We start from the raw sequence: 22,970 nt of genomic DNA on the forward strand, positions 1-22,970 counted from the left end.
ACAGAGAACAGGGAAGAAGGGGTGGGGGAAAGGGTTAAAGGGTTTGTTTTTTAATCCTTTACCCAAGATTATTGACGTCCTAAGCTAAGTGGCAACTGCTGTATTTTTTCACTTCATATTTAGTATGAGTGGCACAGGAACACGGCTAAAAGATTAGAATATGTGAGAGCATGGGGTGCGATGCGATCGCTTCTCCATTATTTTTTTCAGTGGATATTCTGAGGCTATCAGTGTCAATCTTCCAGAATTTCCACCAAGTCTTCAATCATCACATTAAAGGTACGAGCTAGCTTGTGAATGGCAGTAAAATCAACTGTTGTCATTGCCGAACGCCGAGCATAGCTTCTGACTGTGCTGTAAATCACCCCAGAACGGTCTGAAACTTCTTTCAGTGTCCATCCTTTTTCTTGTGCTAGTTCTCGAATTTTTAATCTAACTAATCCCATATTCGACAAAGTGATGCGATCGCATCGTCTAATTTTATATGAGAAATAAAAAAGCGTAGATGCTTACTCCTAGGTCGAAGTAAGCTATGCACAGTGTCTTATCAGAGTTCGCCTCTGCATTTAGCAAACTTCAGGCGATCGCCGCAGTTTTGAGAATTCCGACTCTTGATTTCAGGTATTCATTATCCTAGCAACATCAACAGCAAAAAAGCTGATCAGTTCTAGTCTTGATAAAATTAGTACTTTCAGCAAAATATCTTAATTGACAAAATTTGCCTACTATTCAGTCAAAATATGCTTTAAAGAAATTGTAAATTGTCAAACATAATCTTGTTAACCCGCTTTACAGAACTATACAGTTTAAATAAAAATAATAACTTAGCAGTAGTAAAATTTTCCCGAATATAGGTAATTGATACTGTCATAGGAAAAAGCAGTAAGTAGAGGATAAACAAAGCGATGAGGGACTCTTATCTGTTGGCAGCGAGCTTGTTAACAGGATTAGCATTACCAGCATCGGCTCTTCCACAGGTGTCGATTATCATCCCAGAAAGTACTAAATTCCTGTCAGATTTACAAAATGGTTCGCAACCAACAGTAGCTCAGAAACATATCCCCAGCTTCGATATCTCTTTACCAGAATTTAGTGGACAGGTATTGCTAGCCCCAGATACTTTGCAATCAACAGCAGATCAGCAAAATATCCCTAGTTCTGATACCGCTTTGCCAGAATTTGATAACCAAGAATTACCAGTGTCAACAGAGGCATTACTTAACCCCAGTTACCAACAGCCTCAAATTTCACTGACATCTGGCAATCAACTTTATTATCAAAGATTGGCGGCTCTGAAAACAGGGCAGATTTATACGCGCATGGATGGCAGTAGTGTGCAATCATCGTGGGAGTCAGTCAATAAGCGTCAACTCACTTATGAGGACTGGAAAAGTTTATTAGTTTTGGAAGCTAAAGCAATCACCCAAGGTCAAGGTGAAAATCATCTCAGTATCTTAGTTGGTGATTCTTTAAGTTTGTGGTTTCCCACGCAAAAATTGCCTACTGGAAAATTGTGGTTAAATCAGGGCATATCTGGAGATACTTCTGGCGGAATTTTAAAAAGATTAGGAGCATTTTCGGCAACACGACCAGATGTAATTTACATCATGGCTGGAATTAACGACTTACGAAAAGGTGCTAGTGATGGTATGATTTTGCGTAATCACCGCCGAATTATCCGTAGTCTACGGCAAAGTCACCCAAAAGCTCAAATCATTGTTCAATCAATTCTGCCTACTCGTTTAGCAACAATTCCTAATAGCCGCATTCGTCGCATCAATATACAACTGGCTTTGATTGCCAATGAAGAAAAAGCTAATTATTTGAATATCTATAGTTGGTTTACAGATTTTGAAGGCAATATGCGTCCAGAGTTAACCACAGATGGTTTGCATCTGTCTCAAGACGGATATGATGTTTGGCGCTCAGCCCTACAGCAGGTACAAATCAAGCTCACACAGCGCGAAAATTGAGCGATCGCAGTTTAAATTTATGAAAGTTACTGATAGCGATTCCGTCGCCATACGTTTTGTAATTGAACACCAATTAGCAGCCTTTCAAAAAGACGATGCTCAAGGTGCTTTTGCCTTTGCTAGTCCCGGAATCCAGGAGCAATTTTTGACTGCTGAAAAATTTATACAGATGGTTAGAATCAGCTACCCAGCGGTGTATCGTCCTCGTTCTGTATTCTTTGAAAAGATTACAACCATCCAAGGCAATATAACTCAGTCAGTATTGCTACTCAGCCCTCATGGGGTTCCCCTGAGAGCTTTATATTTGATGGAAAAACAGCCAGATGATACCTGGAAGATTAACGGTTGCTTTCTTGTTTCTGTGGAAGCTGAAATTATTTAATTTAGGGCATAATTACAATTTAACGCTTAAGGCTTGTTGATTTAAAACCTGATTTAACTTCCCGCTACGATAACCTTCTAAATCGAGAGTTACATAAATAAATCCCAACCCCTGAAATGCCGAAACTATTGTTGGCAAATCAGTCATCAGCGCAAAATCTTTAATTTGTTCTGGCGGTAATTCAATACGTGCTGTATCGCCTTCAGAACGCACACGTAAATTCTGCCAACCCAACTTTCGCAGATAAATTTCTGCTCTCCCTACTCGTTGCAACTTGGCTACAGTAATCTCTTCACCATAGGGAAAGCGGGAACTGAGACAAGGTTGGGCGGGTTTATCCCACCAAGATAATCCTAGTTGTTGTGAAAGTTGACGAACTTCTGCTTTGGTGACACCAACTTCTGCTAAAGGCGATCGCGCACCTCTTTCTTTAGCTGCTTGAATTCCTGGCCGATAATCGTGCAAGTCATCGGCGTTCACCCCATCTACCACATAAGGATAACCCAACTCCCAAGCTAAAGGTTTGAGAGTGTCGTGCAATTCACTTTTGCAAAAATAACAGCGATTGACAGGGTTAGAAGTGTAATTGGGATTGTCCATCTCGTGAGTCTGGACAATTTTATGAAAAATCCCAATGGTTGCGGCTTGAATTTTAGCATCTTCTAACTCTTCGGGTAACAACGAAGGAGAAACCGCTGTGATCGCCAAAGCGCGATCGCCCAGCACATCATAAGCAATTTTGGCAACCAAAGTACTATCAACGCCCCCAGAGTAGGCAATTAAAGCCTGCTCCATTTCTGCAAATAAAGCTTTTAGTTGCTGAAATTTTTCTGTTAACATGATTTCTTAATCCTGGCAGAATCCCTTACTTAGCACCCAATAAATCTATCTTAGCCATTATTTTGGAACAGAAAGTTTACCATAGAGGCTACCCATCACATTGCGAATCAACTTTAGCGGTGTGTCGCATCTGTAAGTGGGAAGTCCAGCATCTGGATATTATTGATGTAAGCAAATATTTCTACCAACTGCTAATTTTATGGATTACCACAACATCATTACAATTGAACCTGGAAAACGTAGCGGTAAACCCTGTATCCGAGGAATGCGAATTACTGTGTACGATGTTTTAGAATATTTAGCAGGTGGTATGACAGAAGCAGAAATTTTGGAAGATTTTTCTGAATTAACCTCTGAAGACATCAAAGCCTGTCTCGCCTTTGCTGCTGATCGTGAGAAAAAATTATTTGTTGTATCTGTGTGAAACTGCTGTTGGACGAAAACCTTTCTGATCGAATTATTACCAAGTAAACTTGATTTTTATCTTGTTGATTGACTATACTTTGCAACCAAACTGGCTAAAAGAGGTAAGTCAATAGGTTTAGAAATATACTCATTAACTCCAGCAGCTAAACAAGTTTCGCGATCGCCTTTCATGGCCATTGCTGTTTGAGCAATTACTGGAATTTGGCAATACTGCTGATTTTTTCGCAGTTGTTGCACTAGATTAAGTCCATTTTCCTCTAATAGTTTTACATCCATTAAAATCACGGCTGGGTTTATCTGTGTGAGAGCTTTCCACATTTCGACGGCGTTATTTACCCAAGTGACCTGATATCCCAATTGATTCAGATAACTTTGCATCAACTCACCATTGGGTAAATCATCTTCCACCAGCAAAACGTCCAAAGAAGAAATAGTTACTTCTTCTACTTTCTCTGCTTCTTCTACTTTCTCTACTTCCTCTACTCCCCCAACTTCTTTAAAAGGTGTAAGGGGAAGAATAATGGTAAAACGTGAACCGCGGTTAACTTCAGATTCTACTTCCACGGAACCGCTATGAATTTCAGCAAGTTTCCGAGTCACTACTAACCCTAAACCAGTACCTTCACCACGACTAGCTACAGAGTTGCTAATTTGGAAATAAGGTTGAAATAGTTGTGCTTGGTCTTCTTGAGAAATACCAATACCTGTATCCCAAACTATAAAATGTATAACTAGGCCTTTGTTTATAACTTGTAACCCAATAGTGCCTGTGCTGGTAAACTTAAGGGCATTAAATAGTAAATTCAACAGCATTTGCTTGAGGCGTAAGGAGTCAGCAACCACGGTTGTAATATCAGGATCTAGTTCTAAGCAAAGTTTTAAACCCTTGTTAGCGGCTTTTTCTTTTACCAGTGCCAAAACGTTGCGGCAAATATCTGGCACATTTACAATTTCCCATTGTACTTCCAGCTGGTTGGCTTCGATTTTGGAGAGATCTAAAATATCGTTGATTAGTGCTAGCAGATGCTTGCCGCTAGACTGAATTATATTTAAATACTCTTGGTGGCGTTCTCTACTTGGCTCGTAACCTTGGGCTAAGAGTAGGTGAGTAAAACCAATAATGGAACTTAGCGGTGTGCGAATTTCATGACTAGTATTTGCCAAAAACTGGTTTTTAAGTTGATTGGTGCGCTCCAGTTCTTGATTAAATTCGTCTAGTTGCTCAGATCGTTGTTGCCAATATTGTATTTGCTTCAGTTGTGCTAGTGCGTTAACACAGTACTGGGCAGATTTTGTGATTAATTGCGATCGCAGTTGAGTTTCTAAAGCTGTAATAACTTCGCAATCAGAACTAGGAGATGTGGTGGCGATAATTATCCAGCCTATAATACCGCCAGCCTTATCAGTCAAACGCCAAGCACTGGGTGGTTGTTGATTTTCCAGTTGCTGCAAATCTTTGAGTTTTATCAACTCTTGCAATCTCAAGCGTAGGTGTTTTGCTTTTTTGGGTATTACCTCTACAAATGGACATTGCAAACCTGGAGATGGCGAACGAGAAACACAGCAAACTTTAGAAACTGTTTTCTCTGGTTGAAACAGTGCGATCGCCACTCTACTATTATTCAAAGCAATGTCGAGTTCCTGCGTCACAATTTGGAAAATTTCCGCTTCTGTGGCTTTTTTTGCCTGCAAACCTGTGTTACTAGCACAAAGCAGGTAATCATTAAGGCGACTTTGCAACTGGTTGAGGCTGCGCTCCAGCCATAGTTCAGTGCGAAGTTGCTGGATTTTTATTAAAGGTGTTGGCGTTGTATCTATCTGTGAGTTCTGTTCTGGTAAGCTTGAATACTGCTGCATGGTCAACTAGACCGCTGAACAAATTTGGTGTCACACAAAAATGTGAACAAGGATTCTATGTATATTAACTCACAATTTTTTGTTGTTTGTGAAAAATAACTTATAGTGCCCATTGTAACTTTTACTTCCACCAGGATTGTTCTGTGAAATTACTTACTTAAAATTTATTGAGAGCAACTTATCTAGTTAAAATTATGGATACACAACTCGTTCAATTAATTGTCAATGGGATTGCTGTAGGTAGTATTATTGCTTTGGCAGCAGTAGGACTCACTCTTACTTACGGAATATTACGGTTATCTAACTTTGCCCACGGTGATTTCCTCACTTTAGGAGCTTATCTAACCCTGCTAGCAAATTCTGTAGGGCTAAATATTTGGCTATCAATGGTTCTGGCGGCAATAGGAACAGTGGTGATGATGCTATTGTCAGAAAAGTTGCTGTGGTCAAGGATGCGCGACCTCCGTGCTAATTCCACTACGCTGATTATTATTTCCATTGGACTGGCCTTATTCCTTCGCAATGGTATCATCTTCCTCTGGGGCGGCAAGAATCAGAACTACAATGTGCCTGTTACCTCTGCTTTGGATCTTTGGGGCGTAAAAGTGCCACAAAACCAATTGTTGGTATTAGGGTTGGCAGTGCTAGCGATTTTGGCCTTACACTACCTTTTGCAAAATACTAAAATCGGTAAAGCAATGCGAGCAGTTGCTGACGATTTAGATCTAGCTAGAGTCTCTGGTATTAACGTAGACCAAGTTATCTTCTGGACTTGGTTAATAGCTGGTACATTCACTTCCTTGGGTGGCAGTATGTACGGGTTGATCACAGCTGTACGCCCGAATATGGGGTGGTTTTTGATTTTACCCTTGTTCGCTTCCGTAATTTTGGGCGGTATTGGTAATCCTTATGGAGCAATCATCGCAGCTTTTATTATTGGCATTGTCCAAGAAGTTAGTACCCTCTGGTTGGGTTCTCAGTACAAACAGGGCGTAGCACTATTGATCATGATTTTGGTGCTGCTCATTCGTCCCAAAGGTTTATTTAAAGGGACGATTTGAGCAGCACCATTCCACTTCTAAACTATTCGATGATGTGGAAGTAATAAGCTGCTACCAAAAAGTTGATAGCTAACAGCAGTATTGCCCAACCTGTACGAAAGGCGTAGGGAGGTTTAGCTCCACTGTCGGCTACTGCGGAACTCTTGCTTTTAGCGGTCATAAGCGTTCTCCTAATGTCATGACTTTTTAAGAAATACCAAACAGACGTACCAATTAGCCAGATTCTTTAAAAATATTTGTGTGGCTGAATGGAAATTGGGCAATTGGGCATTGGGCATGGTGAAGAAGGGTAAAGGGAAAGGGGTAAGGGGGAAAGGGTTTATTTCTTCATCCTTTAACCTTTACCCTTTAACCTTTTGCCCTCTTGTCTTCCCCTGCTCCTCATCCCTCTTCACCTGCATGGTAGGAACTACGAACCAGAGGCCCAGAACGGACGTGGCTGAATCCTATTTTCCATGCTACGCTGCTAAGCGCATCAAATTCCTCTGGTGTCCAGTATTTTTGAACTGGTAGATGCTCTAGGGAGGGGCGCATATATTGGCCAATGGTCAGGCGATCGCATCCTACTGCCCTTAAATCTTTCATGGTTTCTACAACTTCTTCAATAGTTTCTCCATGTCCCAACATCAAACCCGATTTGGTGGGAATGGTCGGATTTATTTCTTTGACTAGGGAAAGCACCCGCAGCGAGCGATCGTATTTAGCTCCTCGGCGCACTGGGCCTGTTAACCGTCGCACCGTCTCGACATTGTGATTAAAACAAGCTGGCTTGGCTTGGACAATCATAGCTATTCGTTGGCGTTGACCTGCCTCCCCAGCACCAGTACCGCCCCAAAAATCTGGTGTTAGCACTTCAATTTGAGTTTCCGGGTTTAACTGGCGGATAGTCTCCATTGTCTTTACAAATTGACCCGCGCCTTGATCTGGCAAATCATCACGGGCGACAGATGTTAGCACCACATAACGTAATCCCAAAAGCTGTACTGCCTCTGCCACTTTTTGGGGTTCCTCTAGATCAACAGGCATCGGTGCATGACCTTTATCTACTTGGCAAAAAGCACAGGAACGTGTACAAATCGGCCCCATTAGTAAAAAAGTTGCAGTCTTTTGAGCGTAGCATTCTCCTCGATTGGGGCAGCGTCCTTCTTCGCAAATTGTGTGAATTTGGCGCTGCTTAATAATACGTTGTACTGTGGATATCTCACTAGCTTTGCCAATCGGGCGACGTAACCAGTCAGGCATTGCCGTAATTTCCGACCTGAGTTGAGCTGATTGTGACGAGTTCATAGACATCTAAAGCAAGATCCAAAGGTGCTGTGGGGCGAGTTTCCTATACCTGAGAGCCAGGTTCCAGCCTTAAATATCACCATGACACAAATTTATAACTACGCAAGCAGAAGTTTTGTCAAATACTTTCCATAATGACATTTATACCGAAATATACTATTCCCCAATCAATAAGAATGTTGGATATAGTGGGAGCATTCTCAAGATCAAGCGGTAAAGCCGCTATTTACACTTAAATTTTCTGTTAGAGCAATCAGTTGTGGCAAGTAACAAAATTTTAGTTATCGATGACACTACAGTTGTCAGGGTAAAAGTCAGAGAAATGTTGCCTCCAGGTAACTTCGAGGTGTTAGAAGCAAAAGACGGTCTAGAAGGGCTAAATCTCATCCGTCAGGAAAAACTCAGCTTGATTATGTTGGATTTTCTGTTACCTAAAATGAGTGGCTGGGAAGTTTTCCAGCAAGTTCAAGCTCATCCTGAGTTGAGAAAGATTCCTTTGGTGATTATGTCTGGTCGCAAAGAAGAGGTGACGGAAAAAATCCCAGAACCTTTTCAATATTTTGATTTTCTTGGCAAGCCTTTTGACCAGAAGCAATTAATTGGTGCGATTAAGTCAGCAATGACAAAGGCTAAACAACCGCGCCAAGAACCAGTAGCAGCTGTTGCCGCCACAAATGGCTCAACAACGACTGTGAGTATTACAAATGGTGCTTCAAATGGCACTATACCAACCTCTAGCGCTGTGACAGGTTCTTCCGCAGAAATTGATGCGCTGAATGAGAAAATTGTCAAAATGCAAGCAGAAATCGATGGCTTGAAGAAACAGCTAACTCAAGTTGTCACCTTTATTAAACAGAAAATTAAGTAGCATCAGTGCTTACTATTATTTTTGTCACCTTTAATCTCGTAATTCCGAAAACGGTTATTTGAGCAAGGGTGTATAGAAATAGTTATTTCCAAGAACTTCAAAACAGACAAAAACGAGTAGCACAAATATATGACTCTAATTTGAAAGTAAGACTTTCCTTACTTTTCATAACTATGTAGAGATTTAATAGATGCGATCGCACTTTAAAGCAGACAAATATTTATTTGAGCGACTATGGCAAAAATAAGTATTTTTGCTATGGTCGCTCAAGCGTACTTAAAATAAAAATATTTGGGTTTTCAGGCTGATAAACATAAGTAGGTAGCATAAACTACTGTGTCATTCAAAGCAACCCACATACATTTTATTAGTCCTGCCGAAATTTACGTTCTAGTAAATTATGGCAGGATTTTTTATTATTTTGATAAATATTATAGAGCAAGTTACCAAATTGAATTCATGGGGATAAAGATATATCTATTAATTAAAAAATTAACACACTTACTTTTATTTAAAAAAATCTATTTTAAATTAATAAACTAAATAAATTCAAGAGAAACTTTGGAATTTCTAATGATAGCGACTGCTTAGAGATGGGAATACTTAACTATAGAAATAAAACTATGAGTATTTGCAGCAATGTCAGTAGTACTAGATACTGTTTATCCTATACTGGGCTATCAAATTACTGAACAAATATATTCAGGAAGCAAAACCCTCGTTTATCGTGGGGTCAGAGAAAAAGATCAGCAATCAGTCATCCTCAAACTGATGCGGAATGAATATCCTACCTTCGTTGAAATTGCTCAGTTTCGTAATCAGTACACTATCACCAAAAACCTTGACATAGCTGGTATAGTCAAACCCCATAGCTTAGAGAACCACCGTAACGGCTATGTTTTAGTGATGGAAGATTTTGGTGGTATATCCTTAAAACATTGGCGACGAGGAGAGCAAGAAAGAGGGGTATATCCTGTTTCCTTAAGCGAGTTTTTTCACATTGCTATTGAAATTTCCTCTACCTTGGAAGGACTGCATCGCCATCGCATCATTCACAAAGACATCAAACCCGCTAATATTCTAATTCATCCTGTGACAAATGATATCAGGCTCATCGATTTTAGTCTTGCAACTCTCTTACCAAAAGAAATTCAAGTTCTCACAAATCCCAACGTTTTAGAAGGTACTTTAGCTTATATTTCTCCCGAACAAACGGGACGCATGAACCGAGGCATCGACTACCGCACCGACTTTTATTCTTTGGGTGTTACCTTCTTTGAACTCCTTACTGGACAGTTGCCCTTCAGTACTACTGAACCGATGGAGTTAGTTTACTCTCACATTGCTAAGGAAGCGCCTAGAGCAAATCGTATTAACTCTCATATTCCTCCGATTTTGTCTGATATCGTCAGCAAATTGATGGCAAAGAATGCTGAAGATCGTTATCAGAGCGCTCATGGTCTCAGGTATGACTTAGAAGTATGTCAAAATCAGTGGCAAGAGACTGGAACTATTGCAAACTTTGATTTAGGAGTTCGTGACATCTCCAACCGTTTTGTCATCCCTGAAAAACTTTATGGTCGCCAGCATGAAGTTGAAACCTTACTCGCTACTTTTGAACGTGTGACTAGCGGTAAAACAGAAATGATATTGGTTGCGGGTTTCTCTGGGATTGGCAAAACTGCTGTAGTTAATGAAGTTCATAAGCCTATTGTGCGACAGCGTAGTTACTTTCTTAAAGGTAAATTTGACCAATTTCAACGTGATATCCCTTTTTCAGGATTCGTACAAGCTTTTCGGGGTTTAATTGGACAAATACTTTCAGAAAGTGATGCTCAAATTCAACAATGGAAAACTAAAATTTTATCGGTATTGGGCACACAAGCCCATGTAATTACTGATGTAATTCCCGAACTTGAAAAAATTATTGGCGACCAACCCTCAGTTACAGAACTTTCTGGTAATGCTGCTCAAAATCGTTTCAATTTATTGTTCCAGAGATTTATTCAGGTTTTTACTAGCGAAGAACATCCTTTGGTGATTTTTCTAGATGACTTACAATGGGCAGATACAGCTTCTTTAAAACTTATCCAGCTATTAATGAGTGAAAATACATCTTCTTATCTTGTTAATAAAAAAGATAAAGTCACTCAAATTCAGGGTAATTTACTGTTAATTGGAGCTTATAGGGATAATGAAGTTTCCAATGCCCATCCATTATATTTAACACTTAAAGATATTGCTAAAATGGGGGTTAACCTTAATACAATCAACCTTTTACCATTAAGCCAGATTGATTTAAATCATTTAATTGCTGATACGCTTCATTGTCGGGAGGTAACTGCTGTTCCTCTGACACAAATGGTATTTGCTAAAACTAAAGGTAATCCTTTTTTTGCAACTCAATTTTTAAAATCTTTACATGATGATGGACTCGTAACATTAAATTTTGAAGCTGGTCATTGGAAGTATGATATTGAAAAAATTAAGGTATTATCTCTTACAGATGATGTAGTAGAGTTCATGGCAATTCAAATAGAAAAATTGCCGAAGAACACTCAAAAAGTTTTAAGGCTAGCTGCTTGTATTGGTAATGAATTCGATTTGAAAACGATTGCGATCATTCATGAAAAGTCTGTAGTAGATACAGCATCAGATTTGTGGATAGCTTTACTAGATGGGTTAGTTTTACCTCAAGCTGATGTTTACAACTTTTTACCAGAAGATGATATACAACAATTAATTTTTAATGATAAAAAATTAGCAGAATCATCAACTAGTAACCATCATTTACCACGGTACAAATTTGTCCATGATCGGGTACAACAAGCTGCTTATTCTCTAATATCGGAAGACAAAAAAAAGCAGATTCACTTAAAAATTGGGCTACTTCTATTAAGCAATACTCCGGTTGGAGAACGGGAAGAAAAGATTTTTGATTTAGTCAATCAATTCAATATTGCAGTGGAATTCATCACTCGTCAGGTTAAGCGTAATGAACTGGCTGTGATGAATTTGACTGCTGGAAATAAAGCGCTAGCATCAACAGCTTATTCAGCTGCGGTTAAGTATTTAAATACTGGAATTGAACTGCTGGCAAATGATAGTTGGGATAGTAAATATGAGTTAACCTTGGCTTTGTATGAAACTGCAACCGAGGCGGCGTATCTCAGTGGCGACTTCAAGCAAATGCAGAAATTGGTAGAAATTGTATTAGTAAAAGCTAAAACACAACTGGAGAAGGTAAAAGTATATGAAGTAATTATTCAGGCATACGGGGCACAGAACAAAGCATTAGAAGGTGTTAAGGCTGGACTAAGTTTCTTAAAGTTATTAGGAGTGGAGTTCCCTGAATATCCGAGCCAGATAGATATTCAAAAAGAAATGGAGCTAACCACTGCAAATCTTGCGAATAAAAGCATTGAAGACTTAATTGATTTACCAGAAATGACGACAGCAGAACCATTAGCAGTGATGCGTATTTTATCTAGTGCGACTGCTTTTGCCTATCAAGCTATGCCTGAGATGATGCCACTGATTTGTTTGAAACAGATCAATTTGTCGCTCAAACATGGAAATTCTCCCTTGTCAGCTTATACATACGTTGTTTACGGACTAATGCTTTGTGGGCCTTTAGATGACATTGAAGTTGGCTATCAGTTTGGAAAATTAGCTGTAAACTTATTGTCACAGTTTAATGTCAGAGAAATTAAAGCTAAAGTCATTCAGACATTTAATGCCCATGTCAGACATTGGAAGGAATCTATTAAGGAAACTCTTAAGCCTCTTTTAGAAGCTTATTCCGTTGCCCTAGAAACAGGAGACTTAGAATTTGCTGCCTATTCTTTGAATGCATACTGCTACATTTCGTATTTTAGCGGTAAGGAACTGACAGAACTTGAACGGGAAATGGCAAACTACAGTGCTGCTAGTAACCAGGTCAAACAAAACGGAGTTTTTTATTGGATTGAGATTTATCGACAGACAGTATTGAATCTCATGGGCGCTAGTCATAATCCTTGCCATTTGATTGGTGAAGCTTATGATGAAAAACATAGCTTGCCAGTTCAGTTGGCAGCTAATGATGGAATTGCGCTTTTATATTTTTATTTATGTAAGCTGCATTTGTGTTATTTATTTGCCGATTATCCTCAAGCGGTAGAAAATGCTGCGAAGGCAGAACAGTATCTACCCAGTGGATCTGGGCAGTTTGTGGTTCCACAATTTTATTTCTACAATTCTTTGGCATTGCTAGCTACATATCTTGATGTTGAGTTATCTCAACAAGCACAAATCTTAACTAAAGTGGTAGCTAATCAAAACAAGATACGCAAATGGGCTGATTATATGCCCATAAATCATTTATATAAATTTTATTTAGTAGAGGCTGAAAGGTGTCGGGTTTTAGGTCAATATCTCGAAGCAATGAATTATTATGATCTTGCTATTTCCTTAGCTAAAGAAAACGAATATCTTCATGAAGAAGCTCTTGCTAATGAATTAGCGGCTAAATTTTATTTAGTATGGGGCAAAATCAAGATTGCCCAAACCTACCTAATTGATGCCTATTATGCTTACGTTCGCTGGGGAGCTTTAGCCAAAGTGAACGACTTGCAAAAATGCTATCCCCGATTACTTGCACCTGTTATTCAGCAAGAAAAACTAAGCTTGCAAACTAGTGAACACAGTACACCTCAACTTAGTACTTCCTTATCTATATCTAGCACCGAATCTAGCCTGAGTACGAACGAAACTGTGATTGGTTCTAACACTAGCATTTCAGACATGCTAGATTTGGCGGCTGTGATTAAAGCTTCTCAAGCAGTCTCTGGGGAAATTGAGCTAGAGGAACTGCTTTCTACCTTAATAGAAGTTTTAATGGAAAATGCCGGAGCATCTAAGTGTGTCTTGATTTTGAGTGATGCTAATAACTTGGATTTAACTATTACCGCAGTTAGTTCTAATTCAACTTTTACACCTACCTATACAGAGTTTCCAGCAATTCCTTTAGAGTCCAGTTATGATGTTCCTATTACTTTGATTAACTATGTCAAACGTACCAAAGAAATATTAGTTATTGATGATATCAAAGCTCAACCTTCTTTTGCGGTAGATCTCTACATTACCCGTGAAGAACCGAAGAGCTTATTATGTATCCCGATGATTAATCAAAATAAATTACTTGGGATTCTTTACCTAGAAAATAATTTGACCACGGGAGCATTTACACGCGATCGCCTAGAAGTTCTCAAACTCTTAACTACCCAAGCAGCAATATCTCTAGAGAATGCCATGCTCTACAAAAATCTGGCGCAAGCTAATGAACGCTTGGAAGAATATAACCATTTGTTAGAAGAAAGAGTAATAGTCAGAACGGCAGAAATTAACGACAAAAATCATAATTTACAAAAAACTCTCCAGGAATTACAACACACTCAATCGCAATTAATTCAAAGTGAAAAAATGTCTTCTTTGGGGCAAATGGTAGCAGGAATTGCCCATGAAATTAATAATCCCATTAACTTCATTCATGGGAATATTGCTCATGCTAGTGATTATGTGCAAGATTTACTGGATTTGATTGCTGTCTATCAGCAGGAATATCCCCAGCCCTCAGTTTTAATTGAGGATAAAGCTGAGGAAATTGATGTAGAGTTTTTAGCCCAAGACTTACCAAAAATTCTCAATTCTATGAAGATTGGAAGTTCGCGGATTCGCAATATTGTTTTGAGTTTACGCAATTTTTCCCGCCTGGATGAATCTGAAATGAAACCAGTAGATATTCATGAAGGTATTGACAACACTTTGATGATTTTACAGCACCGAATTAAAAAAACTAGTACCGATATAAATTCCTCTGAAATCGAAATTATCAAAGAATACGGAAAACTACCAGAAGTTAGTTGTTATGCTAGTCAACTCAATCAAGTATTTATGAATATCCTCAACAATGGGATTGATGCTTTAGAAGAGTTTGTGGTCAATACAAACACAACTGACAAACCACAGATTCGCATTTGCACTGAATTAGTAAATCGCAATATTGTCAGAATTCGGATTGCTGATAATGGCTCTGGGATGAAAGAAACAGTGCGGCAAAAAATATTTGACCCATTTTTTACTACAAAACCAGTAGGTAGTGGCACTGGGTTGGGATTATCAATTAGTTATCAAATTATCGTTGATAGACATAAGGGACATTTAACCTGTGTTTCTGAAGTAGGTCAGGGAACTGAGTTTTTAATTGAGATACCGATGCAATAAAAAAGGGGCTAGGGGTTAGAGGCTAGGGGTTATACCAATTCACGAAAAAAATGAAACATATGAGTAGGTTGGGTTGAACGGAGTGAAACCCAACAATAACAAGACTTTGAGGTATTGGGTTTCGTCCCTCAACCCAACCTATACCTGCATCATATTTTTAATGAAATGGTATTAGGGGCTGGAGTGGTCTATTCCATCCATGTAAAAACCGCTATATTTAAACAGCAAGCTACTCTCTCAACCCTAATTTTGGGTAAGAAGTTATAGGATAGAGATTCAGCATTAACTTTTGATTTCTTGATTCCTTATGTCTGTTACGCCTCTTATTTCTCAGGTTGATTCAGTTAAATTACACGAAATTCCTCCCTTACTAGGTGCTTCCCTTGCTGAATTAACTGCATGGGTACAGCATCAGGGACAACCCGCTTATAGAGGAAAACAACTACATGAGTGGATTTATCAAAAGGGAGTGCGATCGCTTGCTGATATTTCTGTTTTTCCTAAACAATGGCGGGCGGAAGCAGCAGAAGTAACTATCGGGCGTTCAACCATACATCATCGTGCTGTCGCTCCCGATGCTACTGTCAAATATCTTCTGCGACTTGCAGATGGTCAAATCATTGAAACCGTTGGTATTCCCACAGACAAGCGCTTAACAGTATGCGTTTCTACTCAAGTGGGTTGTCCAATGGCGTGTGATTTCTGCGCCACAGGTAAAGGGGGTTACAAACGTAACCTTAAAAGGTATGAAATTGTTGATCAAGTCTTAACTGTGCAAGAAGATTTTCAACAACGCGTGAGCAATGTGGTGTTTATGGGTATGGGTGAACCACTACTAAACACCGAAAATGTTTTAGCATCTCTGAAAGCTTTAAATCAAGATGTTGGTATAGGACAGCGATCGCTGACTGTTTCTACAGTTGGGATTCGCGATCGCATCCGTGAATTTGCTCAGCACAATTTACAAATTACTCTTGCTGTTAGTCTCCACGCACCTAACCAAGCACTGCGGGAACAACTTATCCCTAGCGCCCGTTCTTATCCTCTAGAAGATTTACTTGCTGAATGTCGGGAATATGTAGAAATTACTGGGCGACGTGTGACTTTTGAATACGTCCTGCTTGCTGGGGTGAACGATTTGCCAGAACACGCATTGCAACTGGCAAAATGTCTGCGAGGATTCCAAAGTCATGTGAATTTGATTCCCTACAACCCCATCACAGAAGTTGACTATAAACGCCCTAATCGCGATCGCATTCAAGCTTTTGTTCAAGTCCTCAAACAACAACAAATTGCTGTTAGCGTTCGCTATTCTCGTGGGTTAGAAGCTGATGCTGCGTGTGGACAACTACGTGCAAGTAAAGGAAATAATAATTTCTAATTTTATAAATATCTTACCTTTACCTTTTTGCAAGGATGCCTGGGGCATAAGCTTCAATAACTTTACCGGTACGAGTACAACTGATCATTAAGTAGTCACAAGTCGGGCATTGTGTCCGAGTGATTTGACTCTCATAAATATAGTGGCGCTCTGCTTCACTGCCACAGTTTGGGCAGTGAATTTTTTGTACTGTATGCATTTTTTTATCCCTGGTTGTGTAACTATTTTTGTTTGAAAAACTGTCAATTAAGCCAGTTAATATTTTGGGTTGACCTAACTTAACAAATTGCCACGATATCAGTTGATTATTTTAAACAAGACTTTAGATTTGAAAAAATTTTGATTTCTGTCACCATTATCTTAAAATTTAAGTGATTTTACCATCCTGCTTTAGATACATAAATTATTTTTCTGATAAACTGCTGCTTAGAGATGGAGTGATCCCTATTACTAATGCCTTGAGAGAGACTTATTTATAGTCATTTCAGACAATTAAAAAATAAGCTATTCTTGTATTCAAAAATTAAAGCTTAGAAATTACTGTATCTTAAGACACAAAACCTCTGTCTTAAGATTTAGTTAATGTTTGGGTGGCAACATCACGTGAGTTAGATACACCTATCCCCAACTCCTCTATGACGCGGAATCTAGGTTATATCGTGTTCGGTGAAAGACTTATGACAAAGACCGCAGGGGGCAGGGGAAAAGAGGATTTTCCAATTTTTGCACAGATGGGGTAGTTATCACTAATTAGGCGGACATGATATAAATTATTCGTAAGGGCACAACATTGTTGTGCCCTTACCCATCTGTCGCATTTTTTTAAATTGGTATTAAATATAGAAGGCAAACATTCGATATTTTCTAACTAACCAAATTTATCGATTGAAATTAAAACGCCCATCTACTTTTTTACCTTGAATATCTGCATTAACTTTCACCTGATACTGACCATTGATTTTTTCTTGTAATAAAGCTGCGTAATGTTTACCTTTTACATCATAAGTAAAAGGAACTGTCTTTTTTGTTCCATCAGGTAACTGAATTTGAGCCGTAACTTTGGCATTAGGTATTGCCTCGTGATTGTCTCCTCTTTGTAGATAGAAATCTAGATGAGTACCATTAGTCTCTTGAACTGGGACAAATTCTAAATGGTAAGCTCCTGTCTCTACAATTTGACCTCCATGAGATTTGCCATGTTGCCCCTCTGCTTTAGGAGTAGGTGAAGCTGAGGGTTGAGTATTTGGGCTAGTATTAGCTGCTTGATTACTGTTACTACAAGCTCCCAATAAAAGTAGTCCTGCACTTGCAAGAATAATCAAACTAGATTTGATTGATTTCATGAGTTTACTCCTGAAAATTATTGATAATTGAGTCAAAAGTTGTAATTCTTAGAGTTTATTACCAGTCAAAAGCTGCTCCAATAGTGGTGCTATGCTCTCCATCTGATAGAGTTTGTTTAGGCATCAATAATTTCCCGAACATTGCATACAATGCGGGTAATACCAATAATGTTAAAGCTGTAGAAGTAAACAACCCACCTAACACTACTATGGCAAGTGGTTGCAAGATTTCTTTCCCTGCACCTGTACCAATTACTAAGGGGATCATGCCTAAAGCTGAAGTTAGAGCCGTCATCAAAATGGCAACTAATCGCTCCATTGAACCTTCAACAATAACTTGTTTTAAAGGCATTCCCTGTGCCAACTTGTTGTTGTAGTTGTCTACTAACAACAGTCCATTGCGCGTTGCTACACCAAATAGGGTAATGAATCCTACCAAGGAAGCGACAGATATAATCCCACCTCCCAAAGCAATGGAAAATATACCCCCTACTAAGGCGAGAGGTAGGTTAATCATAATCATCAACATGGCAGTAACAGATTTAACTGCGAAGTACATTAAAACTGCGATGACGACAATTGCCAGTCCTCCAAATACCAGTAGATTTTGCGTAGCTCGTTGCTCTGATTCAAACTGACCGCCGTATTGAATAAAGTAGCCTGTGGGTAATTGGATTGCTTGACTGACTTTAGTTTGAATTTCTTCCACCGCAGAACCCAAATCTCGACCTGAGACATTAGCAGAAACGACAATTAAGCGTGAGACATTTTCCCGGTTAATTGTGTTGGGGCCAGTTCCATAATCAATGCTGGCGAGCTGCGCTAAAGGAATTTTTTGCTCTGTGGGGGTATCTACTAGTAAATTGCGGATTACATCTAAGTTGTTGCGAGATTCTGATTGCAACCAAACTACAAGGTCAAATAATTGTTGCCCTTCGAGTACTTGAGAGACAACTCGCCCATTGAGTGCAGTTTCTAGCATTTCAGTGAGTTGACCTACAGTTAAGCCATAACGCGCTGCGGCTTCCCGGTTAAACTGAATTTGCACCTGTTTAATGGGGACTTGGGGTTCGAGTTGTAAGTCCACAATTCCTGAAATACCTGTCATTGCAGTCTGAACTTCAGAGCCAATGTGGCGCAACTCTGCTAAATCAGGGCCGAAAATTTTAACTGCGATCGCACTTCTTACTCCTGATAATACCTCATCCATGCGATGCGAAATAAATCCGCCAATATTAGAAGCAACTCCAGGTATCTTAGCAAACTCCTGCCGCAGCTTTTCAATACTCCCTTGCCGATCTTTTAATCCTTCTGCACTCAATTCCACATCTAAATGTCCCAAATTCACTCCTCCTGCATCCGCATCACCAGCCGCACGTCCGGCTCGTAATTGCACTGTCTTAAATCGCTTGTCGTCTTTAAGCGCATCTTCCAACGCAAATCCGACTTGGTTTGTCGCCTCCAGAGAACTCCCTGGATAAAGCAAAACTGTGTTTACTAAGGATGGTTCTTGAAACTCTGGCAAAAATACCCTTCCCAAACTCGGTAAAATTACTAAGGAAGCTACTAAGGATGCACCCGCCACTACTAAAATAATTGTCGGGAAACGGATGGAAAAATTGACCAGAGGTCGATAAATTCGTTGTGATAAAGTACTTATCCAGGTATCATCGGCTGGTAGTTGTCGATTTGCTAGCAAAATCGCACAAAGTGCCGGAGATAAAGTCATTGCCACTAAGGTAGAAGCAAAAATTGATACTAAATAAGCAACACCCATTGGCGCAAATATCCGACCTTCCACACCTGTAAGGGTGAAAATTGGTGCAAAGACAACGCCAATAATTATTGTTGAAAAAATAACACTGACTCTAACTTCTATAGAAGTATCATAAACAACTTTAAAGGGATGTACCGGATTGCTTGCTACTTGGTTCTTGCGTAGACCCCGGTAACAGTTTTCCATATCTACAATTGAGTCATCCACGACTGAACCAATGGCAACAGCTAATCCTCCCAATGTCATCGTGTTGATACCTTGGCCGAACAAGCCCAGAATCATCATGCCAATCAGGACTGATAAGGGAATGGCGCTGAGAGTAATAATCGCGGTGCGCCAGTTCATCAAAAACATCAACAAGATGATGGAAACGATGATAATGCCATCGCGCAGAGAACTAGTAACGTTTTCAATCGCGGCCTCGATAAAGCTTTCTTGGCGGAAAGTTTCTGTGACTTTGACATCTTTGGGCAAGCCAGCTTTAATTTCTTCTATAGCCTTTTCAACTACTTTAGTAACTGTGGGAGTATCATTTTGTGGTTGCTTGTTAACCATCACCACAATTGCTGGTTGACCATCCAAACTGCCATCGCCACGTTTTAAGTCGGCTCCAATGCGGACATCTGCCACATCTTGCAACAGTACAGGGGTTCCGTTCCGTGCCGTTATTGCAGATTTACCCAGTTGCTCAATTGACTCGATGCGCCCTAAGCCACGAATAATTAACTCTTGGTCTGGATTGACTAAAAAACCACCCGCAGCATTGACGTTAGCTCCTCTAGCCGCAGCTGTGACTTCACCTAAGGTAACATTAAAAGCTTTTAATTTCGCTGGATTCACCAATATCTGATACTGACGAATATCACCACCATAAGCAATTACTTGGGAAATCCCCGGTACAGCTAGCAATCTATTGGTAACATCCCGGTCAATTAAACGCCGCACTTCCATCAGTGGTGTTGTTTCAGCAGTGAAGGCGTACTGTAAAACTGTGCCAATGGGCGAAGATATGGGCGAAATTTGAGGATTTTCCACGCCCTCTGGTAATTTTTGCTGTACCTGCTGTAATCGTTCTGTTACTAGTTGACGGGCTTGATAAACATCAGTCCCCCATTTAAAGATGACTTTGACAACGGAAATGCTGACAGCAGAGGAAGAACGTACCGTTTCTACTCCTGGTGTACCATTAACGGCGCTTTCAATTGGTAAGGTAATTAGTGTTTCAACTTCTTCTGGTGCTAGTCCTGGGGCTTCGGTTTGAATTTCAACTTGGGGCGGGGCGAAGTCAGGGAAGACATCTAAGGGCATTTGGGTGAGGTTATATGTACCCCAAATTGTGACTACTATTGCGAGTAGCACGACTATCCAGCGTTGAATAATTGACCACTTGAGGATGGCATTGAGCATATTTGATTTAAACGTAAAAGTTTATTGAGGGGGGGCTGAGGATTGGGAGTTGCTATTGATTATTGGTGTTTCTGGTTTTAGGCAGGATTGAGTACGGCGACTAGCCCAGTAAGTACCGCCGATAAAGCCTACAATGCCTAATACACTTCCTCCCCCAAGCCCAACCCACCAAGGAAGTGAAGAATTAGCAGTTACTTCTTTCTCCCCTACTTTCCCCCCACCTCGCAGAGATTGGGCGTAAAGTTGCGGTGCGCGTTGGATGACAATCATATCTCCCTCAAATAAACCAGTTTTTACCTCAACCATGTCTCCAGAGGTTTGACCTAATGTAACTTCAACTGGTTGATAAGCATTGCCGTTTTGGATGTAGACAACTTTTTTATTATTAGCTTCTACTACAGCCGCACTCTTAATCGCCAAGATAGCTGAGGAGGTTTGGTTTGTCAAAACTTCCAAGTCTGCAAACATTCCTGGTTTTAGTACGCCACCGGGGTTATTGATTTCGGCTTTCACAGGTACAACCTGCGTCTCACCTGTTACTACAGAATTAATTACCGCAATTCGTCCCGTAAAAGTGCGATTCGGCACAGAAGCAACTTTAACCCTAACTTGTTGTCCTGTTTTAATTTTGTTTAAATCTTTTTCATATATATTCGCTGTGGCGAAAACCTGATTGTCATTGACAATCGTCATCAGTTTACCACCTGCATCCTCAAAGGTTTGACCAAGGGTAACTTCTCTATCTGCAACCTTCCCAGAAATGGGAGATGTTACTGTCACCAATCCTTTAGCATTGCCACGGATTCCTAGTTGTTGCAGCCGAGTTTTATACGTGCTGTTACTGAGAGTAATTCGAGATTTTGCTACGTCAACAGATGCCTGAGCGCGTTTAACTTGATTTTCAGCTTCAATAACCTCTCGGCGGCTATTGGCTTTGGTAAGTTCAGCTTTAGCTTGTGCTAGTTGAGTTTGAGATTCGAGAGCATTACGCCGTGGTAAAGCACCTTGAGCAACTAATTGTTGATCTTTATCATACTTTTCTTGGGAAAATGCCACTTGACTTTCGGCTTGGGCGATCTCTGCTGTGGTAATTTGTTGATAGCGATCGCGGTTTTGTTGCGCTAACTTTAAATCAGCTAAGGCTTGTTGTAAATCAGCCTGTCCTTGAGCCAGTTTTTCTTGGGAGTTAACCCGTAGTTCTACCAAATCGGGACTAGATACCACAGCCACCGGTTGACCTTGTTTAACTAATGCACCAGGTTCTACTAATAACTCAACCACCTTTGCACCTGCAATTGGTGTTGTTACTTCTACTTGTTTACTAGGTAGAGTTTCAATTTGTCCTGTGGTTTTTATACCCACAGCTAAACGCTGGCTTTTAACTGGCTCAACTTTAATTCCCAGGCGTTGGGCAGTTTCAGCGTCAACTTGAATAGAGCTAGTTGCTGGGGTGGTTTCAGTTTCTTGGTGAAATTCATCTCCGTGTCCGGCGTGGGCTAAAACTACTATGGGATTTGCTAATAATAGTAAGCTGACAAATGTACCAGAAACACAACGCATGGTTAGAATTGGTTGGAAACGCAGAGAGTTGGGCATCGTTATGAGAAATCCTGGGGTATGGGTGCAAAGGAATTGCGATCGTAATTTTTGATAAACAAAGCTAGCTTTGTTTAGGGGGATTTTTCTGCACCTTATACCCAGTCTTTCATCTCAAAATGAAATTGACATGAAATTGAGAATTGATATGAAAATTTTGGGTTTTGTTCTTCAACCCAACCTTGTATCTTAGAAAGAGTAGTATTAAGATGAATCGGACAACTGTTCGGCCTCGCAGCTTACCAAGCTATCCGACCCGGTTTTATATTCGGAGATTGTTACCAACCTCACTGGAGTAGGTCTGGACTCCTCTTTGGTACGCCTGATAAATTCCCATCTATCAGTTCTGACAGCAGAAGAGTGCTGAGGGGCGCAGCAACCACAACCCGAAAACCCACGTTGTTGTTCCTATTGTCACGCGCGTTCCTGTTGCGATTGGCCGAGCGACAGTTCCTCGGATTGTTGTTCCACGAACCACCGCGCAGCAGCCGGAAATGCCTACCCCAAA

The 22,970-nt window shown here is 40.1% G+C and carries 17 protein-coding genes; 7 read left to right on the forward strand and 10 right to left on the reverse strand.

The window, feature by feature from the left end; all coding sequences use genetic code 11:
* Positions 1 to 233: 233 nt before the first annotated feature.
* A complete protein-coding gene (locus tag I8751_RS28200; protein ID WP_214442379.1) occupies positions 234 to 446 on the reverse strand; it encodes a helix-turn-helix domain-containing protein in 213 nt (70 codons plus the stop codon).
* A gap of 459 nt (positions 447 to 905) precedes the next feature.
* Here I8751_RS28200 and I8751_RS28205 point away from each other — a divergent pair, with 459 nt between their 5' ends.
* Both I8751_RS28205 and I8751_RS28210 read left to right on the forward strand, forming a co-directional pair.
* Positions 906 to 1,973, forward strand: coding sequence for an SGNH/GDSL hydrolase family protein (locus tag I8751_RS28205; RefSeq protein WP_214442380.1), 1,068 nt, complete (start codon positions 906 to 908; stop codon positions 1,971 to 1,973).
* A gap of 19 nt (positions 1,974 to 1,992) precedes the next feature.
* On the forward strand, positions 1,993 to 2,355 hold the full coding sequence (locus I8751_RS28210) for a DUF4864 domain-containing protein (protein ID WP_214442381.1): 363 nt from the start codon (positions 1,993 to 1,995) through the stop codon (positions 2,353 to 2,355).
* Between the two features lie 12 nt (positions 2,356 to 2,367).
* Here the strand turns inward: I8751_RS28210 and larE are convergent, their stop codons facing one another.
* Entirely contained in the window at positions 2,368 to 3,195 is an 828-nt protein-coding gene (gene larE / locus I8751_RS28215; protein ID WP_214442382.1) for an ATP-dependent sacrificial sulfur transferase LarE, read from the reverse strand.
* 199 nt (positions 3,196 to 3,394) lie between these two features.
* Between larE and I8751_RS28220 the strand changes: the two genes are divergently transcribed.
* On the forward strand, positions 3,395 to 3,619 hold the full coding sequence (locus tag I8751_RS28220; RefSeq protein ID WP_214442383.1) for a DUF433 domain-containing protein: 225 nt from the start codon (positions 3,395 to 3,397) through the stop codon (positions 3,617 to 3,619).
* A 56-nt stretch (positions 3,620 to 3,675) separates the two neighbouring features.
* Here the strand turns inward: I8751_RS28220 and hrmK are convergent, their stop codons facing one another.
* Positions 3,676 to 5,478, reverse strand: a complete 1,803-nt coding sequence (gene hrmK, locus I8751_RS28225; RefSeq protein ID WP_214442384.1) for a hybrid histidine kinase/response regulator HrmK — start codon at positions 5,476 to 5,478, stop codon at positions 3,676 to 3,678.
* Between the two features lie 194 nt (positions 5,479 to 5,672).
* Here hrmK and I8751_RS28230 point away from each other — a divergent pair, with 194 nt between their 5' ends.
* Positions 5,673 to 6,539, forward strand: coding sequence for a branched-chain amino acid ABC transporter permease (locus I8751_RS28230; protein ID WP_214442385.1), 867 nt, complete (start codon positions 5,673 to 5,675; stop codon positions 6,537 to 6,539).
* 22 nt (positions 6,540 to 6,561) lie between these two features.
* On the opposite strand, the gene psaX is transcribed toward I8751_RS28230, so the two are convergent.
* Together psaX and lipA are read right to left on the reverse strand one after the other, a co-directional pair.
* Positions 6,562 to 6,699 (reverse strand): photosystem I protein PsaX, encoded by a 138-nt coding sequence (gene psaX, locus I8751_RS28235; RefSeq protein WP_214442386.1) that lies wholly within the window; start codon positions 6,697 to 6,699, stop codon positions 6,562 to 6,564.
* Between the two features lie 221 nt (positions 6,700 to 6,920).
* Positions 6,921 to 7,826, reverse strand: a complete 906-nt coding sequence (lipA, locus tag I8751_RS28240; RefSeq protein ID WP_214442387.1) for a lipoyl synthase — start codon at positions 7,824 to 7,826, stop codon at positions 6,921 to 6,923.
* 259 nt (positions 7,827 to 8,085) lie between these two features.
* On the opposite strand from lipA, the gene I8751_RS28245 reads away from it, so the two are divergent.
* From I8751_RS28245 to rlmN, 3 genes are all read left to right on the forward strand, one after another.
* Positions 8,086 to 8,694 (forward strand): response regulator, encoded by a 609-nt coding sequence (locus tag I8751_RS28245; protein ID WP_214442388.1) that lies wholly within the window; start codon positions 8,086 to 8,088, stop codon positions 8,692 to 8,694.
* 639 nt (positions 8,695 to 9,333) lie between these two features.
* Positions 9,334 to 14,958, forward strand: a complete 5,625-nt coding sequence (locus I8751_RS28250) for a trifunctional serine/threonine-protein kinase/ATP-binding protein/sensor histidine kinase (RefSeq protein WP_214442389.1) — start codon at positions 9,334 to 9,336, stop codon at positions 14,956 to 14,958.
* A gap of 307 nt (positions 14,959 to 15,265) precedes the next feature.
* The gene (rlmN, locus tag I8751_RS28255) at positions 15,266 to 16,339 is read left to right on the forward strand and encodes a 23S rRNA (adenine(2503)-C(2))-methyltransferase RlmN (RefSeq protein WP_214442390.1); all 1,074 of its coding nucleotides are present in this window, start codon (positions 15,266 to 15,268) and stop codon (positions 16,337 to 16,339) included.
* 19 nt (positions 16,340 to 16,358) lie between these two features.
* Here the strand turns inward: rlmN and I8751_RS29980 are convergent, their stop codons facing one another.
* The 5 genes from I8751_RS29980 to I8751_RS28275 all read right to left on the reverse strand — a co-directional run bounded on the left by I8751_RS29980 (position 16,359) and on the right by I8751_RS28275 (position 22,950).
* Entirely contained in the window at positions 16,359 to 16,538 is a 180-nt protein-coding gene (locus tag I8751_RS29980) for a replication restart DNA helicase PriA (protein WP_225894473.1), read from the reverse strand.
* 679 nt (positions 16,539 to 17,217) lie between these two features.
* Positions 17,218 to 17,682 carry a hypothetical protein gene (locus tag I8751_RS28260; protein ID WP_214442391.1) on the reverse strand — a complete coding sequence of 155 codons (465 nt, stop codon included), beginning with the start codon at positions 17,680 to 17,682 and terminating at the stop codon, positions 17,218 to 17,220.
* A gap of 58 nt (positions 17,683 to 17,740) precedes the next feature.
* Positions 17,741 to 20,866, reverse strand: coding sequence for an efflux RND transporter permease subunit (locus I8751_RS28265; protein ID WP_214442392.1), 3,126 nt, complete (start codon positions 20,864 to 20,866; stop codon positions 17,741 to 17,743).
* A gap of 21 nt (positions 20,867 to 20,887) precedes the next feature.
* A complete protein-coding gene (locus I8751_RS28270) occupies positions 20,888 to 22,462 on the reverse strand; it encodes an efflux RND transporter periplasmic adaptor subunit (protein WP_214442393.1) in 1,575 nt (524 codons plus the stop codon).
* Positions 22,463 to 22,749: 287 nt separating this feature from the next.
* A complete protein-coding gene (locus I8751_RS28275; protein ID WP_214442452.1) occupies positions 22,750 to 22,950 on the reverse strand; it encodes an SUMF1/EgtB/PvdO family nonheme iron enzyme in 201 nt (66 codons plus the stop codon).
* Positions 22,951 to 22,970: the final 20 nt, after the last annotated feature.

The sequence above is a fragment of the Atlanticothrix silvestris CENA357 genome, from assembly GCF_016056295.1.
GTDB classification, from domain to species: domain Bacteria; phylum Cyanobacteriota; class Cyanobacteriia; order Cyanobacteriales; family Nostocaceae; genus Atlanticothrix; species Atlanticothrix silvestris.

Coding starts and splice junctions, on each gene's coding strand:
- hrmK (WP_214442384.1), bottom strand. CDS start 5,478: ATGCAGCAGTATTCAAGCTTACCAGAACAGAACTCACAGATAGATACA.
- I8751_RS28210 (WP_214442381.1), top strand. CDS start 1,993: ATGAAAGTTACTGATAGCGATTCCGTCGCCATACGTTTTGTAATTGAA.
- psaX (WP_214442386.1), bottom strand. CDS start 6,699: ATGACCGCTAAAAGCAAGAGTTCCGCAGTAGCCGACAGTGGAGCTAAA.
- I8751_RS29980 (WP_225894473.1), bottom strand. CDS start 16,538: ATGCATACAGTACAAAAAATTCACTGCCCAAACTGTGGCAGTGAAGCA.
- I8751_RS28270 (WP_214442393.1), bottom strand. CDS start 22,462: ATGCCCAACTCTCTGCGTTTCCAACCAATTCTAACCATGCGTTGTGTT.
- I8751_RS28230 (WP_214442385.1), top strand. CDS start 5,673: ATGGATACACAACTCGTTCAATTAATTGTCAATGGGATTGCTGTAGGT.
- larE (WP_214442382.1), bottom strand. CDS start 3,195: ATGTTAACAGAAAAATTTCAGCAACTAAAAGCTTTATTTGCAGAAATG.
- I8751_RS28250 (WP_214442389.1), top strand. CDS start 9,334: ATGTCAGTAGTACTAGATACTGTTTATCCTATACTGGGCTATCAAATT.
- I8751_RS28260 (WP_214442391.1), bottom strand. CDS start 17,682: ATGAAATCAATCAAATCTAGTTTGATTATTCTTGCAAGTGCAGGACTA.
- I8751_RS28220 (WP_214442383.1), top strand. CDS start 3,395: ATGGATTACCACAACATCATTACAATTGAACCTGGAAAACGTAGCGGT.
- I8751_RS28265 (WP_214442392.1), bottom strand. CDS start 20,866: ATGCTCAATGCCATCCTCAAGTGGTCAATTATTCAACGCTGGATAGTC.
- rlmN (WP_214442390.1), top strand. CDS start 15,266: ATGTCTGTTACGCCTCTTATTTCTCAGGTTGATTCAGTTAAATTACAC.
- lipA (WP_214442387.1), bottom strand. CDS start 7,826: ATGAACTCGTCACAATCAGCTCAACTCAGGTCGGAAATTACGGCAATG.
- I8751_RS28205 (WP_214442380.1), top strand. CDS start 906: ATGAGGGACTCTTATCTGTTGGCAGCGAGCTTGTTAACAGGATTAGCA.
- I8751_RS28200 (WP_214442379.1), bottom strand. CDS start 446: ATGGGATTAGTTAGATTAAAAATTCGAGAACTAGCACAAGAAAAAGGA.